The sequence below is a fragment of the Pseudomonas sp. URIL14HWK12:I5 genome (assembly GCF_900176445.1).
Taxonomy (GTDB): Bacteria; Pseudomonadota; Gammaproteobacteria; order Pseudomonadales; family Pseudomonadaceae; genus Aquipseudomonas; species Aquipseudomonas monteilii.
Genome location: NZ_FWXQ01000007.1, coordinates 25,243 through 43,043, shown reverse-complemented (window position 1 = coordinate 43,043; position 17,801 = coordinate 25,243). Strand labels below are relative to the sequence as shown.

The 17,801-nt window shown below is 63.7% G+C and carries 13 protein-coding genes; 9 read left to right on the top strand and 4 right to left on the bottom strand.

The window, feature by feature from the left end; all coding sequences use genetic code 11:
• Positions 1-4: 4 nt before the first annotated feature.
• From B9A31_RS16900 to B9A31_RS16870, 7 genes are all read left to right on the top strand, one after another.
• Positions 5-1,069 carry a branched-chain amino acid ABC transporter permease gene (locus B9A31_RS16900; RefSeq protein WP_019098067.1) on the top strand — a complete coding sequence of 355 codons (1,065 nt, stop codon included), beginning with the start codon at positions 5-7 and terminating at the stop codon, positions 1,067-1,069.
• 79 nt (positions 1,070-1,148) lie between these two features.
• On the top strand, positions 1,149-2,489 hold the full coding sequence (locus tag B9A31_RS16895) for an ABC transporter substrate-binding protein (RefSeq protein ID WP_084297164.1): 1,341 nt from the start codon (positions 1,149-1,151) through the stop codon (positions 2,487-2,489).
• Between the two features lie 29 nt (positions 2,490-2,518).
• Positions 2,519-3,868 (top strand): ABC transporter substrate-binding protein, encoded by a 1,350-nt coding sequence (locus B9A31_RS16890; RefSeq protein WP_084297163.1) that lies wholly within the window; start codon positions 2,519-2,521, stop codon positions 3,866-3,868.
• Positions 3,865-4,641: an ABC transporter ATP-binding protein gene (locus B9A31_RS16885; RefSeq protein WP_084297162.1), complete on the top strand. Its 777-nt coding sequence runs from the start codon at positions 3,865-3,867 to the stop codon at positions 4,639-4,641. The genes B9A31_RS16890 and B9A31_RS16885 overlap by 4 nt, the downstream gene beginning before the upstream one ends.
• Positions 4,642-4,906: 265 nt before the next feature.
• On the top strand, positions 4,907-6,250 hold the full coding sequence (locus B9A31_RS16880; protein WP_084297161.1) for an OprD family porin: 1,344 nt from the start codon (positions 4,907-4,909) through the stop codon (positions 6,248-6,250).
• Positions 6,251-6,418: 168 nt separating this feature from the next.
• Positions 6,419-7,654 (top strand): SfnB family sulfur acquisition oxidoreductase, encoded by a 1,236-nt coding sequence (locus tag B9A31_RS16875; RefSeq protein ID WP_025753723.1) that lies wholly within the window; start codon positions 6,419-6,421, stop codon positions 7,652-7,654.
• Between the two features lie 10 nt (positions 7,655-7,664).
• Entirely contained in the window at positions 7,665-8,042 is a 378-nt protein-coding gene (locus B9A31_RS16870) for a hypothetical protein (RefSeq protein WP_019098061.1), read from the top strand.
• A 143-nt stretch (positions 8,043-8,185) separates the two neighbouring features.
• Here B9A31_RS16870 and B9A31_RS16865 read toward each other — a convergent pair whose 3' ends face one another.
• Positions 8,186-9,427, bottom strand: a complete 1,242-nt coding sequence (locus tag B9A31_RS16865) for an acyl-CoA dehydrogenase family protein (RefSeq protein WP_025753721.1) — start codon at positions 9,425-9,427, stop codon at positions 8,186-8,188.
• 282 nt (positions 9,428-9,709) lie between these two features.
• Here B9A31_RS16865 and B9A31_RS16860 point away from each other — a divergent pair, with 282 nt between their 5' ends.
• On the top strand, positions 9,710-10,810 hold the full coding sequence (locus B9A31_RS16860) for an efflux RND transporter periplasmic adaptor subunit (protein ID WP_016712952.1): 1,101 nt from the start codon (positions 9,710-9,712) through the stop codon (positions 10,808-10,810).
• Positions 10,811-10,816: 6 nt separating this feature from the next.
• Positions 10,817-13,882, top strand: coding sequence for an efflux RND transporter permease subunit (locus B9A31_RS16855; protein ID WP_084297160.1), 3,066 nt, complete (start codon positions 10,817-10,819; stop codon positions 13,880-13,882).
• A gap of 37 nt (positions 13,883-13,919) precedes the next feature.
• On the opposite strand, the gene B9A31_RS16850 is transcribed toward B9A31_RS16855, so the two are convergent.
• From B9A31_RS16850 to plsB, 3 genes are all read right to left on the bottom strand, one after another.
• Positions 13,920-14,609, bottom strand: a complete 690-nt coding sequence (locus tag B9A31_RS16850) for a DUF4197 domain-containing protein (protein ID WP_019098058.1) — start codon at positions 14,607-14,609, stop codon at positions 13,920-13,922.
• Positions 14,610-14,642: 33 nt separating this feature from the next.
• Positions 14,643-15,041: a YbaY family lipoprotein gene (locus tag B9A31_RS16845; protein WP_019098057.1), complete on the bottom strand. Its 399-nt coding sequence runs from the start codon at positions 15,039-15,041 to the stop codon at positions 14,643-14,645.
• 76 nt (positions 15,042-15,117) lie between these two features.
• The gene (gene plsB, locus B9A31_RS16840; protein ID WP_025753719.1) at positions 15,118-17,604 is read right to left on the bottom strand and encodes a glycerol-3-phosphate 1-O-acyltransferase PlsB; all 2,487 of its coding nucleotides are present in this window, start codon (positions 17,602-17,604) and stop codon (positions 15,118-15,120) included.
• Positions 17,605-17,801 lie beyond the last annotated feature (197 nt).

Below are 17,801 nucleotides of genomic sequence, written 5' to 3'. Positions count from 1 at the left end.
CCGCATGACCACGACTGCCGCGCGCCTGACAGCGCGCTTCGACGACGCACCGCTGACCCTGGTGGCACGCCACCGCCCGTTGGGCCTGGCCCTGTTGCTGCTGGTGGCCTTTGTCGTGTTGCCCTGGTTGGGCAGCGACTACTGGCTGAATGCGATCCTCATCCCGTTCCTGGTGCTGTCGCTGGCCGGCCTTGGCCTGAACCTGCTGACCGGCTACACCGGGCAGACCTCGGTGGGGGCGGCGGGCTTCATGGCGGTGGGGGCCTTTGCCACCTACGGCTTGCTGCTGCGTGTGCCGGGGCTGCCATTGCCGCTGGCGCTGCTGGGCGGTGGCCTGATCGCCGGGGTGGTAGGGCTGGTGTTCGGCCTGCCCAGTTCGCGCATCAAGGGTTTCTACCTGATGGTCACCACCCTGGCCGCGCAGTTCTTCCTGGAGTGGGTGTTCGCCAAGTTCCCGTGGTTCTACAACTACGCCTCGTCCGGCACCATCAGCGCACCGCGCCTGGAACTGTTCGGGCATAACCTGGCCACGCCAGTAGGGCGTTACCTGCTGACCCTCAGTTGCGTGGTGGTACTGACCTGGGTGGCGGTCAACCTGGTGCGTAGCCAGGTGGGCCGTAACTGGATGGCGATCCGCGACATGGACACCGCCGCCGCCGTCATCGGCATCCAGGTGGAGCGTTACAAGCGCCTGGCCTTTGCCGTCAGCGCGTTCTACCTGGGCATTGCCGGGGCGCTGTGGGCCTTTGCCTACCTGGGCACGGCCAGCGCCAGCAGCTTTGACATCAACCGCTCATTCCAGATCCTGTTCATCATCATTATCGGCGGCATGGGCAGCATTGCCGGCAACTTCATTGGCGCAGCCTTCATCAGCCTTACGCCGATTTTGCTCAGCCATGCCGGGCAGTGGCTGTTCAACGGCCATGTCGATGCCGGGCAATTGCAGAATCTGCAGAAGATCCTGTTCGGCAGCCTGATCATCTGGTTCCTGATCAAGGAGCCCGAGGGCCTGGTGCGCCTGCTGGGTAACCTGCGTGAACGCATTCGCGTCTGGCCGCTGCGCTTCTGACTCCAAACCAACACCTTCAGGCGCCTTGACCCGGCCACGGGAAAGGAGGTTTCAAACCCTTTACTCAAAAGAACCGAATATGCGTAAAACCTTGCGTCGCCACCTGCTCGCCAGCCTGTTCCTGCTGGGCGCGCCTACCTTGCTGCCGGCTGTTGCCGCAGCTGCCGACAACCAGCAATTCGTGCCCATGGCCACCTACCGGGTCGGCGCCTATGCCTCCAGCGGGATCCCGTGGTGGGCCGGCGAAATCGACTATTTCCGCTACATCAACGAGGTCGAAGGCGGCATCAACGGCGTCAAACTCACCTGGCAGGAATGCGAGACCGAGTGGAACGTCGACCGCATCGTCGAATGCTACGAGCGCTACAAGAACGGCCAGGACGGGGCGCCCACGGCGTTCTTCTTCACCCACAGCACGCCGGGCTCGTATGCCTTGATGGAGAAGGGCGCAGCCGACCGAATTCCGTTGATCGACGGTGCCGGTGGGCGTACCGAGTCCACCGATGGCAGCGTGTTCCCCTATGCCTTCCCGCTGTTGCTGAACTACTACGGCCAGGCTTCGGTGGGCATCAACTACATCGCTGAACGCGAAGGTGGTTTCGACAAGCTCAAGGGCAAGAAGATAGTCACCGTTTACCACGATTCGGCGTATGGCCGCGAAACCCAGGCGCCGATGCAATTGCTGGCGCAGAAGTATGGCTTCGAAAACATCCAGATCCCGGTGGCCGACCCAGGCAATGAACAGTCGGCGCAGTGGCGCCAGGTACGCCAGCTGAAACCGGACTGGGTGTTCCTGCGCACCTGGGGTGTGTCGACCCCGGTCGGCATCAAGACGGCGGCGCGTTTCGGTATTCCGGTCGACCACATCATCGGTGACGTCTGGGCCGGCTCCGAGGCCGATGTAATCCCGGCCGGCACTGCGGCCAAGGGCTACCAGGCGCTGGCACCATTCCCGGGCGGCAGCGACTTTGCCATCCACCAGCGCCTGCGCCAGCACATCCTCGACACCGGCAAGAGCGACCTCAAGGACCCGAGCTACTTCGGCAAGGTGTACTACAACATCGGCCTGATCAACGCCGCCATTGCCGTCGAGGCGCTACGCACGGCTCAGGCCAAGTTCGGCAACCGCCCGCTCAGCGGCGAAGAGGCGCGCTGGGGCTTCGAGCACCTGAACATCGACGCGGCACGGCTCAAGGCCATTGGCTTTGAAGGCTTGCTGCCGCCACTGCAGCTTTCCTGCTCGGACCACGAAGGCGGCGGCGCGGCACGCGTGCAGCAGTGGGACGGTGAGAAATGGGTACTGGTGACCGACTGGGTGCAGGCCGACCGTGCCACCTTGCGCCCGTTGATCGAGGCCAAGTCGGCCGCCTACGCCAAGGAAAAAGGCATCACGCCGCGCGATTGCTCCAGCGAGCAGTGAACACTCAATAACAGATCAGGGAAATCACCATGTACGTACCTTTCAAACGCTACGGCGCCGCCCTCGGCCTGGCACTGGGCCTTGCCTCGGCCTGGCAGCCGGTGGCCCAGGCCGCCAGCAACGAACAGTTCTTCCCGTTGGCCACCTACCGGGTTGGCGCTTACGCCTCCAGTGGCATTCCGGTATGGGCCGGGATGATCGACTACCTGCGCTACATCAACGAGGTCGAAGGCGGTATCAACGGCGTAAAGCTGGTCTGGCAGGAATGCGAAACCGAATGGACGGCCGAGAAGGGCATCGAATGCTATGAGCGCTTCAAGAATGGCCTGAACGGTGCGCCGGTGGCGTTGTATCAGCCTAACGGCGCACCGGCTGCCTACGCCCTGGCGGAAAAGGCCGAGGCCGACAAGATCCCGCTGATTACCCTGGGCTATGGCCGCACCGAAGCCACCGACGGCCGGGTGTTCCCCTACAACTTCCCGGTGATGCTGACTTTCTACAGCGAGGCCTCGGCGTTCCTCAACTACGTGGTCGAGCGCGAAGGCGGGCTGGACAAGCTCAAGGGCAAAAAGATTGCCACTGTCTATCACGACTCCGCCTATGGCCGCGAAACCCAAGGGCCAATGGCGCTGCTGGCGCAGAAATACGGCTTCGAGAACATCCAGATTCCGGTGGCCGACCCGGGCAACGAACAGGCCGGGCAATGGCGCCAGGTGCGCCAGCAGAAGCCGGACTGGGTATTCCTGCGTACCTGGGGTGTGTCCACGCCGGTAGCGATCAAGACGGCGGCGCGTTTCGGCTTCCCGGTAGACCGCATCGTCGGCGACATCTGGGCCAGCTCCAACGAAGACGTGCTGCCGGCGGGCGAGGCCGGCAAGGGTTATCTGGCATTGACGCCCTATCCCGGCGGCGCCGATTTCGACATTCACCAGCGCATCCGCAAGTACATCGTCGACACCGGTAAGAGCGACCTCAAAGACCCGAAAAGCTTTGGCAGCGTGTACTACAACTCTGGCCTGGTGAACGCGGCCATCGCTGTCGAGGCCATCCGCGCCGGGCAGAAGAAGTTCGGCAACCGCCCACTGACTGGTGAGGAAGGGCGCTGGGGCCTGGAGCACCTGGACCTGGGCGATGCCCGTCTGAAGGAAATCGGCTTCCTTGGCCTGATGCAGCCGCTGAAGCTGTCGTGCAGCGACCATGAAGGGGGTGGCGCGGCCAAGGTGCAGCAATGGGATGGCCAGAAGTGGACGCTGGTGACCGACTGGGTACAGGCCGACCGCGCCACCCTGCGCCCGCTGATCGATGCCAAGGCAGGCGAGTTTGCCCGTGAAAAAGGTGTTACCCCCCGCGAATGCGCCAAAGACGAGGCCACCCCATGACCCACAGCCCGCTTGCTGCCGAGCCGGCCCACGCGCTATTGGGCGTGCAGGATATCGAAGTGATCTACGACGGCGCGATCCTGGCCGTGGCCGGGGTTTCCCTGCGGGTCGGGCAGGGCGACATCGTCGCCTTGCTGGGTGCCAATGGCGCAGGCAAGAGCACCACGCTCAAAGCCATTTCCGGGTTGCTGCAAGCCGACCGTGCGCTGGTCAGCCGTGGCCACATCCACTTCCAGGGCCAGGACACCGCCGGCATCGCTGCCAACCGCCTGGCGGCCCAAGGCATTGTGCATGTGCTGGAGGGGCGGCACGTGTTTGCTCACCTCACGATAGAGGAAAACCTGCGTACCGGGGGCTTTCTGCGCAAGCCGGCACGGCGCGAACTGGAACAGGCGCTGGAGCGCATCTATGCCTGGTTCCCGCGTTTGAAAACCAAGCGCAAGACCCAGGCCGGGCTGACCTCGGGTGGCGAGCAGCAGATGCTGGCCATCGGCCGTGCGCTGATGACCCAGCCACGGCTGGTGCTGCTGGACGAGCCCTCGATGGGGCTGGCGCCGATCATCGTCGAAGAAATTTTCGACATTGTCGCCCAGCTCAATGTCAAGGAAGGCATGAGTTTTCTGGTGGCCGAGCAGAACATCAACGTTGCCCTGCGCCATGCCGACTATGCCTACATCCTGGAGAACGGGCGAGTGGCGGGTGAGGGGGCTGCTGCGGAGTTGGCTGTGCGCGAAGACCTGCGGCATTTCTACCTGGGGGGGAAGGCTGGCTAAACACTCTGCTGCTGAGCACGATCTTTTGTAGGAGCGGCCTTGTGTCGCGAAAGGGCCGCAAGGCCGCTCCTACACGCGTCTTCTGCAACCTTCTGTATGAAGTGCAACAGCAACTGAACAATTTGCCTGCAAAACACATTTTTCCGAGCTGTAAAATATTCATAACTATCTGAAAAATATGAATTTTACGTATGGCACAGTTATTGGAGTCGCAGAACACCCCACCGCCCCGGCGGGGTTATCCAACTCATAAGGACGTTCTGCCATGCGCTCGCGCAACTACCCACCCGTCACCCTCGCCCTGGTCATCGGCCTGACCACGCCGGCATTCGCCGAGGACGAAGGTTTTCTCGACGGCACTCAACTGCAAATCATCAACCGCAACTATTACTTCAGCCAGGACTACCGCAACGGCGATTTCACCCGTAACCCCAACACCGGCGAACGCCAGAGCCAGCACCGCGAATGGGGCCACGGCATCATCGCCAACCTGCAGTCGGGGTTCACCCAGGGCACGGTCGGCCTTGGCCTGGACGTGCAAGGCCTGGTCGGGCTGAAGCTGGACGGTGGCAATGGCACGGTGGGCAATGGTGTTGGGGTGCCGGGCATCGTCTCGCGCTCGGGCAGCAACTTCGATGGCGAGCCCAAGGATGCCTACGGCAAGGTCGGCGTAGCGCTGAAGGCGCGCGTGCGGGACACCGAACTGCGCTACGGCGATGTCAGCCCGACCAGCCCGGTGCTGCATGCCAGTGACATCCGCCTGCTGCCGCAGACCCTGCGCGGTTTCATGTTCAACGACCACTCACTGCAAGGCCTGAGCCTGCAGGGCGGCAAGCTGGAGTCCAGCAGCGACCGCAACGCCAGCAACCACCGTGGCGACCTTGGCGCCGTGTACGCCGGGCGGCTGAAGGGCGCCAATGACGTGGTGTACCTGGGTGGCGACTACCGCTTCAATGACCAGCTGAACCTGCGCCTGCACGCCAGCCGGCTGGACGATGTGTGGAACCAGCAGTTCTTCAACGTCGACTATGTACAGCCGCTGGGCGACAGCCTGACCCTGAAAACAGGCCTGGATTACTACCGCACCCGCGACAGCGGCCAGGCGCTGGCCGGCAAGATCGACAACGATTCATGGAGCGTGCATGCCGGGGTCAACGCAGGCGGGCATGGCTTCAAGCTGTCGTATACGCGCATCGACGGCGACACGCCGTTCGACTATGTGTGGAACACCTACGACATCCAGCTGGACGCGGCATCGCAGGTATCTGACTTCAACAACCCCAACGAACGGGCCTGGGAAGCGCGCTACGACTACAACTTCGCTGTGCTCGGCCTGCCAGGCCTGTCGCTTACTGCCCGCTATGTGCGCGGCAGCGATATCGATGGCACCCGCGCGGGCGGCGCCTACAGCTACTACAACGGCATCGAGGATGGCCGCCACTGGGAGCGCAACCTGTGGGTGCGCTACGTGGTGCAGGGCGGGCCGGCCAGGAACCTGTCGTTCAACGTGATGCAAGCCACCCACCGGGTTGGCGGCGGCCATACCGCCGAGGCCAACGTCGACGAGTTGCGGGTGATCGTCGAGTACCCGCTGGACATCAGCCTTTGAGTGGCCACGGCGAACTGTTTGCGGGGCAACAGACAATCTGCAGTTTGTCGGCCTCGGGGCTTTTCGAACGCCTGGATAACTCACCTAACCATATGAATTTAAAGGCTTTGTAAGGTTGGCACAGGTTCTGCTCAACAGCTGTGGAACCTGTTACGCATGGAGCAGCACATGACGACCCTTTCATCCGCATCCAGCCTGCCTGCGCAGGCCCGTTCGGCGCCACGACGCGCCGCCCATGTCATCCGCAGCGATGCCGAAGCCATCGAAGTCGCGCAGCGCCTGGCCGAGGAATTTGCCCAGGAGGCCGCCCTTCGCGACCGTGAGCGGCGTTTGCCGTGGGATGAGCTTGACCGCTTTTCCGACAGCGGCCTTTGGGCAATCACCGTGCCCAAGGAGTACGGTGGCGCGGGCGTGTCTTACACCACGCTCAGCGAAGTGATTGCAACCATCTCGGCGGCCGATTCGTCCCTCGGCCAACTGCCGCAAAACCACTTTGGTGTACTCAGCAACCTGCGCCTGACCGGCAGCGAAACGCAGAAGCGCGACTACTTCGCCAAGGTGCTGCAGGGCTACCGCTTCGGTAATGCGTTTTCCGAGTCGCGTGGCCAGTACGTGACCACCTTCCAGACGCAAATCCGCTTCAACGGTGACAGCGCGGTGATCGACGGCGAGAAGGCGTACTGCACCGGTGCCTTGTTTGCCCATATCGTTCCTGTTGCTGGCGTTGATGAAGACGGGCGACCGCATATCGCCTTTGTCCCGCGTGATGCCGAAGGCCTCGCCGTGATCGACAGCTGGGACGGCTTTGGCCAGCGCATCACCGCCAGTGGCCAGGTGCGCCTCGACGGCGTGCGGGTTCCGGTGGGCGATGTGATACCGGCCTGGAAGGCCTACGACCAGCCCACCGCCGATGGCCCGATCTCGCAGATCATCCAGGCCGCTGTGGACACCGGTATCGCCCGTGGCGCTTTCGCCGCGACCTTGCAGGTGGCCCGCCAGGCAAGGCCGTGGGCCGACAGTGGCCTGCAGCATGGCTGGCAGGACCCGTTGAGCCAGGCGCTGATCGGCGAACTGGCCTGGCGCCTGCAGGCAGCCGAAGCCATCTTGCGTCGTGCGGGGCAGGCCGTGGACCTGGCGGTTGCCCAGCCTGACGAAGAGCACGTGGCGCAAGCCTCGGTGATAGTCGGCCAGGCCAAGGTGCTGTCCACGGCCATTTCGCTGGAGGCTTCCAGCCGCCTGCTGGAACTGGGCGGTACGCGCAGTGTTTCGGCCAGCCGGGGGCTGGACCGTTTCTGGCGCAATGCCCGCACGCACACCCTGCATGACCCGGTGCGCTGGAAGTACCACCTGGTCGGAAACCAATTGCTTAACGGCATCAAGCCGCAACGTCACGCCTGGAACTGAAGAGGCGCACATGTCCAATACCCATTCCCACGGCCGGAACGATCTGGCCTATGCCCGTCAGGTGGAAGCGGCCCTGCTTGAGTTCTTGCGTGACCGCAATGCCCGCCACGAAACCCTGGTGATTGCCACGGTGGGTAAGGTGCGCATTGCAATTGATGCGGCCGATGCATTGCTGGAGCGGGCCGATGATTCGCAGGCGTCGGCAATTGCGTTTCGCCTGGCGGCTGCCGAGGGCGCTCGGCTTGCTGGCGAGGCGTATTTCGAGTTGGCCGGTCGCAGCGTGGCGCGGCCAGAGGTGAGCGGTGGTGAGCCTGTGCTGGCCACCCAACGGCGGTTGTTGGGGGATCACTACCTCAATGGTGCGGCGTTGGCCGACGGCTTGGGTTAGCTGCTGATAGTGCCGGGGCCGCTTTGCGGCCCATCGCCGGCAAGCCAGCTCCCACAGGGGATGTGCAGCTCTTCAGTATCGCGCAGCCCCTGTGGGAGCTGGCTTGCCGGCGATGGGCTGCGCAGCAGCCCCAATGCGGTTACTCAGGACTGCTTGGCCCCCCCACCAATCTGCCACACATACGGCGGTTCAGTACCGTTCACATGCCAGTCGCCGACGATCCGCTCCTTGTAGATCACCGGGTTGTGCGACGCCGCGGTGCGGGCGTTGCGCCAGTGGCGGTCGAGCTGGCGGCTGGTGCTGGTGGTGGAGGCACCCAAGGCATTGAACAGGTCGCTGGTGGCGCGCAGTACCAGGTCGATGGCTGCCACCTGGGCCTGGGCCGACTCCAGTTCGGCAAGCACATTGGCCTGCTGTTCTGCGGCCGGGTCATGGGCAAAACGTGCCAGGTAAGCCTGTTGGCTGGCCTCGGCGGCGCGCAGGGTCGCGGCTTCGGCGGCATACACCTGGCCCGAGGCCTTGCCGATCACTTGCAATACCTGTGGGTCCTCACTGACTGCCGCGCCGTTGCCGTGGCTGAACACCCGGGTGCGCTTGCGGGTCTCGTGGCTGAAATCCCGCACGGCGGCACGCCCGGAACCGGTGATCACCGCCAGCAGCACCAGCTGGTAGAACGCGGTCTGGTATTTGAAGCGGGTGGCGAAGTCGATGATGTTCTCTTCCTCGACCACGGCATTTTCGAACACCGAGGTACCGCTGCCGGTGGTGCGCTGGCCGAAGCCATCCCAATCGTCGCTCTGGCGGATGCCGGGTTGTTGGGTGCGGATGGCTGCGATCACGTCGGCCCCGGTGTCGTCGCGGCGGGCGAACAGGTCGATCCAGTCGGAGAACAGGCTGCCGGTGCTGTAGTACTTGGTGCCGTTGACCACCCACTGTTCACCCTGACGTGAGACGCGGGTGATGACATCGCCAATTTTCACCGCGCCGATCTCGGTCCAGGCGCAGCCCACCAGGTCACCTGCAACGAAGCGCTTGAACCACACATTTTGTGGCGCGCTGGCATGGGCGTTGAGGCGGTCTTCGACGAAGGCGAAATGGCCGCGCAGGGCCTGAGGCACGTTGGAGTCGGCTTCGGCCAGTTCGATCAACAACTGGAACAGCTGCGGCAACGAAGCGCCGCCACCGCCGTGCTCGACCGGTACGCGCACGGCACCAAAGCCGGCCTCCTTCAGCCAGCGGATCGGTTCGTGGGGCAGGGCGCGGTTGCGTTCGCGTTCCACGCTGCTTTCGGCAATGCGCGTGAAGATGGGCCTGAAGCGGGCGGCCAGCGTGGCGTAGTCGGCGCCGTTGGCGGGGACGGTCAGGTGTTGTTCGAGGGCAGTCATCGGAATACTCCAGGTACATGAAAGAGGGGGTGTACCGTTGATTGCACAGGTCGTGCCGGTTGGTGGAACGCCCGTGATACGGGGTTTGTGGCGTATATGAGGGATTTCTGGCTGTGGCGGGGTGGGGCAACTTGTTGATTGGCTGTGGGCTGTGCAACAGCTGACGGCCGTTGAAAAACCGTCTGGATTTCTTTGTAACGCCAGCTTCCCGGCACCGATTGCCTGATTTAATATACTTGCCAGTATAAATATTCGATGTGCATCTCTGCGAAAGGATTCATCATGTTGCGCCATGCCTTGTCCATCGCTCTGCCCGCCGCTGCCGTGCTGTTACTGGCGGCGTGCGGTCAGGAAGCCACACCACCTGCAGCGCCGCGCCCGGCGCTGGTGGTGCAGCCGCAGCCGGCTGAAGCCGCTGCCGACAGTTACCCCGGTGAAGTGCGTGCGCGCTTCGAGCCGGAGCTGGCTTTCCGCATTGGCGGCAAGGTCAGCAAACGCCTGGTCGAGGAGGGGCAGCGGGTCAAGGCCGACCAGCCGCTGGCTGAACTGGACCCACAGGACGTGCGCCTGCAACTGGAAGCCAACCGCGCCCAACTGGCAGCCGCCGAGGCCAACCTGGCACTGGTGCGCGCCGAGCGCGACCGTTACCGGAAACTGCTGGACCGGCAGATGGTCAGCCATTCCCAGTTCGATAACGCTGAAAACCTCTACCGTGCCGGCCTCGCCCGCTTGAAGCAGGCCAAGGCCGAATTCGATGTGGCCGGCAACCAGGCCGAATATGCCGTGCTGCGTGCTCCACAGGCCGGGGTGATCGCCAAGCGCCAGGTTGAAGTGGGCCAGGTGGTCGCCGCCGGGCAGACCGTGTTCACCCTGGCCGCCGATGGTGAACGGGAAGTGGCTATCGGCCTGCCAGAGCAGCAGTTCGCCCGCTTCGCCGTGGGCGAGCCGGTGAGCGTGGAGCTGTGGTCGTACCCACGGGAGCGCTTCCAGGGCCGTATCCGCGAGTTGTCGCCGGCCGCCGACCCGCGTTCGCGCACCTTCGCGGCGCGCATCGCCTTTACTTCGGCCGCAGCACCGGCCGAGCTGGGTCAGAGCGCCCGGGTGTTCATTGCCCATGAGGGGCTGATCCCGCTGTCGGTACCGCTGTCGGCGGTTACCGCAGAAAACGGTCAGGCGTATGTATGGCGGGTCAACAAGGACAGCCATCTGGAGCGGGCAGTGGTGCGTCTGGGGGCGTATGGCAGCGACAGTGTGCCAGTGCTCGAAGGCCTTGCCCCGGGCGACTGGGTGGTCGCCGCTGGCGGTCATGTGCTGCGCGAGGGCCAGGAGGTTCGCCCTGTGGACCGCAGCAACCGTGTAGTGAACCTGACGGCCAAGGAGTAAGTCCCGATGGGTTTCAACCTTTCTGCCTGGGCGCTGCGCAACCGCCAGATTGTCCTGTTCCTGATGATCCTGCTGGCGGCCATTGGCGCCATGTCCTACACCAAGCTGGGCCAGAGCGAAGACCCGCCGTTCACCTTCAAGGCCATGGTCATCCGTACCCTGTGGCCCGGCGCCAGCGCCGAGGAAGTGTCGCGCCAGGTTACCGAGCGCATCGAGAAGAAGCTGATGGAAACCGGCGAGTACGAGAGGATCGTCTCGTTCTCACGCCCCGGCGAATCGCAGGTCACCTTCATGGCCCGCGACTCGCTGCATTCCAAGGACATTCCCGAGCTGTGGTACCAGATCCGCAAGAAGGTCGCGGACATCCGTCACACCTTGCCACCGGAAATCCAGGGCCCGTTCTTCAACGACGAGTTCGGCACCACCTTCGGTAATATCTACGCGCTGACCGGTGAAGGCTTCGACTACGCGGTGCTCAAGGATTACGCCGATCGCATCCAGATCCAGCTGCAGCGGGTCAAGGATGTGGGCAAGGTCGAGCTGGTCGGCCTGCAGGACGAGAAAATCTGGATCGAGCTGTCCAACCTCAAGCTGGCCACCCTTGGCGTGCCACTGCAGGCGGTGCAACAGGCCCTGCAGGAGCAGAACGCGGTGAGCACCGCCGGCTTCTTCGAAACACCCAGCGAGCGCCTGCAACTGCGGGTGAGCGGGCGCTTCGACAGCGTCGAGCAGATTCGCCAGTTCCCCATCCGCGTGGGTGACCGCACCTTCCGCATCGGCGATGTCGCCGAGGTGCACCGCGGCTTCAACGACCCGCCCGCGCCGCGCATGCGCTTCATGGGTGAGGATGCCATTGGCCTGGCCGTGTCGATGAAGGACGGTGGCGACATTCTGGTGCTGGGCAAGGCCTTGGAAGGCGAATTCGAGCGCCTGGCGCGGAGCCTGCCGGCCGGTATGGAGCTGCGCAAGGTGTCGGACCAGCCAGCGGCGGTCAAGGCCGGCGTGGGTGAGTTCGTGCAGGTGCTGGTCGAGGCCCTGGTCATCGTGCTGCTGGTGAGCTTCTTCTCGCTGGGCCTGCGCACCGGCCTGGTGGTAGCGCTGGCCATTCCGCTGGTGCTGGCCATGACCTTCGCCGCCATGCATTACTTCGGCATCGGCCTGCACAAGATCTCCCTCGGCGCTTTGGTGCTGGCGCTGGGCTTGCTGGTGGACGACGCGATCATTGCGGTAGAGATGATGGCGATCAAGATGGAGCAGGGCTACGACCGCCTCAAGGCGGCCAGCTATGCCTGGAGCAGCACTGCCTTCCCGATGCTCACCGGCACCTTGATTACCGCAGCGGGCTTCTTGCCCATCGCCACGGCAGCCTCCAGCACCGGCGAATATACCCGCTCGATCTTCCAGGTGGTGACCATTGCGTTGCTGACTTCATGGGTGGCGGCGGTGGTGTTCGTGCCTTACCTGGGCGAGCGCCTGCTGCCAGATCTGGCCAAGTTGCATGCCGCACGCCACGGCAAGGACGGCCACGCGCCAGACCCTTACGCCACGCCGTTCTACCAGCGTGTGCGGCGAGTGGTGGAGTGGTGCGTGCGGCGGCGCAAAACCGTGATTCTGCTGACCATCGCCGCCTTTGTCGGCAGCATCCTGCTGTTCCGTTTCGTGCCCCAGCAGTTCTTCCCGGCCTCCGGGCGCCCGGAGCTGATGGTTGACCTGAAGCTGGCTGAAGGTGCTTCTCTGGCCAATACCGCCGAGCGGGTCAAACAGTTGGAGGCGCTGCTCAAGCAGCAGGACGGTATCGACAACTACGTGGCCTATGTGGGCACTGGCTCGCCACGCTTCTACCTGCCGCTGGACCAGCAGCTCCCGGCCGCCAGCTTTGCCCAGTTCGTGGTGCTGTCCAAGTCGATGGAAGACCGCGAGCGCCTGCGCAGCTGGCTGATCAGCACCGTGGACCAGCAATTCCCCGACCTGCGCGCCCGCGTTACGCGCCTGGAAAACGGCCCGCCCGTGGGCTACCCGGTGCAGTTCCGGGTGACCGGCGAACACATCGAGAAGGCCCGCGCGCTGGCGCGTGAAGTGGCTGACAAGGTGCGGGAGAACCCGCATGTGGTCAACGTGCACCTGGACTGGGAAGAACCGAGCAAGGCGGTGTTCCTGGAGATTGACCAGGACCGCGCTCGTGCCCTGGGCGTGAGCACCTCGCACTTGTCCAGCTTCCTGCAAAGCTCGCTAACCGGTACTACGGTCAGCCAGTACCGCGAAGACAACGAGCTGATCGAGATTCTGCTGCGCGGTACCCAACAGGAACGTGGCGAACTGGGCAACCTCGGCAGCCTGGCATTGCCCACCGATAACGGCCAGAGCGTAGCGCTGTCGCAGGTAGCCACCCTGGAATACGGCTTCGAGGAGGGCATTATCTGGCACCGTAACCGCTTGCCGACCGTGACCGTGCGCGCCGATATCTACGACAAGGAGCAACCGGCCACGCTGGTGAAGCAGATCGAGCCTACCCTGCGTGACATCCGCGCCAAGCTGCCGGATGGCTACCTGCTGGAGGTCGGCGGCACGGTCGAGGACTCCGAGCGCGGTCAGAAGTCGGTTAACGCGGGCATGCCGCTGTTCGTGGTGGTGGTGCTGAGCTTGCTGATGATCCAGCTGCGCAGCTTCTCGCGCACGGTGATGGTGTTCCTCACCGCACCGCTTGGGCTGATTGGCGTCACCCTGTTCCTGCTGGTGTTCCGCCAGCCATTCGGCTTTGTCGCCATGCTCGGCACCATTGCCCTGGCGGGGATGATCATGCGCAACTCGGTGATTCTGGTGGATCAGATCGAGCAGGACATCGCGGCGGGCATGGAGCGCTGGCAGGCAATCATCGAAGCCACGGTGCGGCGTTTCCGCCCGATTGTGCTGACCGCGCTGGCGGCGGTGCTGGCGATGATTCCGTTGTCACGTAGCGTGTTCTACGGGCCGATGGCGGTGGCGATCATGGGTGGGTTGATCGTGGCCACGGTGTTGACCCTGTTGTTCCTGCCGGCGTTGTATGCGGCGTGGTTCAGGGTCAGGAAGGACTGAAGACCGTAGGGGGCTGCAAAGCAGCCCCCTAGGGGCATCAGAGGGCGCCGAAGACTTTTTTGGCCAGGCTGGTAGCCGCTTCAGCCGGATTCTGGCGAATGCTTTGCTCCTGCTTGCCGATCATTTCGAACAGACCGTCCAGCGCCTTTTCGGTCACGTAGTTCTCGATGCTGGCGCTCTTGGCATCCACCACGCCCAGTGCCACGGCCTGCCCGGCAAAGTTGTTGTACTGCTGGGCCAGGCCAACCTTGTCGGTCGCCTGCTTGACGATCGGCAGGAACCTGGCGCGGATCTGCTCGCGGCTGCTCTTGTTCAGGTACTGGGTGGCCGAGTCGTCACCGCCGCTTAGGATGCCTTTGGCATCGGTCACGCTCATGTTCTTCACGGCATCCACCAGAATTGCCTGGGCCTGCGGCACGGCAGCTTCGGCGGCCTTGTTCATGCTGGTTTCCAGGGCTTCGACCTGTTCACCTTTGCCGAACATTTTCATTGCCTTGGCGGCTTTGCCCAGGTTGCCCGGCAATTCGATGCGCACGTCCGGGTTGTTGCTGAAGCCGCCCGGGGTGCTCAGTTGCTTGACGGCCAGCTGCGCGCCTTGGGTCAGGGCATCTTTCAGGCCGCCGGTGGCGTCTTTCTGGGTCAGGTCACCCAGCGACAGAGCCAGGGCACTGGCCGACAGCAGCAGGCCGGCGCACAGGGTGGTGAAACGCAGGGAGGTGCGGATCATGAAGCTTTCCTTGTAAACAGATAGAGGCGGGTATCAGCGAACCGGGTCGACCTTGATGCGTACAGATTTCGGGTCGCTGCCGTCGAGCATCACACCATGGTGCTCGGTACTGATGAACAGCAGTTTGCCATCCAGCTCGATGCGCGCACTCACCGAATAGCGGTGGCCGGGCTTGACCTGCGCAGGGTCGTAGGTGAGGTGGAACGGCAGCGGCACGTTGCCTTTTACAGGGCCGGCCTGGCGGGCCAGGGTCACGGCAGGGGCGTCCATCAGCGAAACATCCTGCAGTTCCACGCTTAAGGTAGCGGCAGGCGGCAGGGCAATACGCTGCAGGTAGAAGACTTCACCGTCCAGGCTGGCCTGGGTGGATGGGGTTTGGCTGGAACAGGCTGCGAGCAGGGATGCGCAACACAGCATAAAGAGTTTTTTCATGGAGTCTCCGGTGTCCTTGGCGTTGGCTTGTGGCCAACCCCAGGGACTTTAGCGGATTTTCCCGGCAGATAAAGCGTTAGAGGGTCGAAGTTTCCAGGCCATCGTCACGGTGCAGGGCCACTTGGCGGATCGACAGGCGTAGCTCCGCAGACAACACACGCTTGGCCACGCCCTCGGCCAGTTCGCCGAGCTTGTCGTGGTAACCCAGCTTGCCTTGAGCGTCGGCATGCAGCACGCCTTGCTCAAGCAGGGTCTGGATGAAGTGGCGGAACAGCGTTTTGTCGAAGAACTCCGGGGCATTCAGGCCATGCAGGATCGACAGGCGTTGGGCCATCATCACGCACAGGTCTTCCAGCGCCTCGGCGCTGAGGCTGTTCTGCCCGTTGTTGAGCAGCAGTGAAGTGGCCATGTAGAAGCGCTGCAGGGTCTGGGTGATAGTGCGGGCGAGCAGGGTCAGCAACACGAACTGCCGCGAGCTGGGCGCCGGGCGCACATACACTTCGCCGTCCATGCGCAGCAGGCCTTGCTCCACCAGCGCGGCCAGCCATTGGTCGATCACTTCCTCCAGCTGCTCTGGTGTCCAGCGCAAGAACAGTTCGGCCTGCAGGTACGGGTACAGCGCCTGTACATACTGGCCCAGCAATTCGCGGCTCATGCGCGAGCTGCTGAGGAAGAAGCTGGCCAGCAGCGCCGGCAGGGCGAAGATGTGCAGCACGTTGTTGCGGTAGTAGGTCATCAGGACCGCATTGCCTTCATCCAGGTACAGGATGCGGCCCAGGGCGTCCTTCTGTTCGGCCACCAGGTTCATGCTGCGCACATGTTCGATCAGCGCCTGGCCGTCGCCGTCGGGCAGGGTGGTATGGGGCGAGTAGGGCACTTGGCGCAGCAGCGCCAGGTACAGGTCCAGCACGCGGGTCAGGGCGCGTTCGTCCAGGGCCAGGCGGCTGGTGGACAGCAGCGCCAGGGCCACCAGGTTGACCGGGTTGATGGCAGCCGCTTCGTTCAGGTGACGGGCCACGGTTTCACCCAGGCGGGTGGTGGTAGCGTTGAGCCATTCCGGACGGTACTGCGGGCCATGGTCTTGCTCACGCCAGCCGGGCTGTTGTTCGTCGAGGAAGCCGGCCAGGCGGATCGGCTCGCCGAAGTTGACGTAGACCTGGCCAAAGCGCTGCTTGAGCGCGCCAAATACCTTGAAGATGTCGAACACCGACTCCTTCTTCTTGCTGGCACCACGCAGTTCGCCCAGGTAGGTGCGGCCTTCGAGTACGCGCTCGTAGCCGATGTACACCGGCACGAACACGATTGGCGTGCGCGACGAGCGCAGGAAACTGCGCAGGGTGATGGCCAGCATCCCGGTACGTGGTTGCAGCATGCGTCCGGTGCGCGAGCGGCCGCCTTCAACGAAGTACTCGACCGGGAAGCCCTTGGTGTACAGGGTGTGCAGGTACTCGTTGAACACGGCGGTGTACAACGGGTTGCCCTTGAACGTGCGGCGCATGAAGAACGCTCCGCCACGGCGCAGCAGATTGCCCACTACCGGCATGTTGAGGTTGATGCCCGCCGCCACGTGCGGCGGGGTGAGGCCGTTGCGGAACAGCAGGTACGACAGCAGCAGGTAGTCGATGTGGCTGCGGTGGCAGGGCACGTAAATCACTTCGTGGCCGGGGGCGATGCCCTGCACCTGCTCGATGTGGTTGACCTTGATGCCGTCGTAGATCTTGTTCCAGAACCAGCTCAGCACCACTTCAAGGAAGCGGATGGCGGTGTAGGTGTAGTCCGAGGCGATCTCGTTGCCATAGCGCAGCGCCTGGGCTTCGGCCTTGGCCAGCGGCAGGTTTTCGCGCTGTGCCTCGTCGACGATGGCCTGGCGCACTTGCGGTGCGTGCACCAGGCCTTTGACCAGGTTGCGCCGGTGCGAGATGTCCGGGCCGATGACCGCCGTCTTGAGGTTGCGAAAATGCACGCGCATCAGGCGTTGGGCCATGCGCACGGTGCGCTCGTGCCCTTTGTTGTGCTGCACCAGTTCGCGCAGGTGGATAGGCGCGGAGAACTGCACCCGGGTCTTGCGCCCCAGAATCAGTACGGTCAGCAGCCGGCGCAGGCGCCCGGTAACCGCCCAGCTGTCGGCGAACAGCAGCTTCCACGGGCTGGATTCACTGGCCGGGGTCTGGCCCCAGAACACGCTGACGGGAATGATCTGCGCATCTTCCTCGGCATGCTGGGTGACGGCAGCGACCAGGCGTTCAAGCGTCGGTGGCGCGCCGCTTTTGTCCTGCCGGCCCAGCCAGTCCGGGTCGGGGGTGAGGTAGAAGAACCCGGCCGGCTCCTGCAGTGGGCCCACGGCTACCGGCAATACCGGGCGCGGCAGCCCCGCTTTGGTGCATTCGTGGTCGAGCACGGCCAGGTCGGTGAGCGCGGGCGACGGCAGTGCATAGAACACCGGCCTGCTGCGGTCGAGGTTGAGGGACATGGACGACTGGTTGATGGTCTCGGAGCGCACCCACAGGTACAACAGGCGACGCAGGCCGCCGAAGATCAGGCGGTGCAGGGGGGAACGGGTCATGGGGTGTGTGCCCTGGGTGTGATGTTCAGGTGAGTATCCAGCTAATTAGTCTGCCGTATCGGCGTAAGTTCAGCAAAAATCGGCCAACTGCGGGACCGTCATCAATTTTTTTTGTTCTGTGTCATATACTCGGCCTGCCACTTGCAGGATATTTCGGCAAGCGGCGTTGGCACGGGGCAGGTGACCCTATGCCTGCA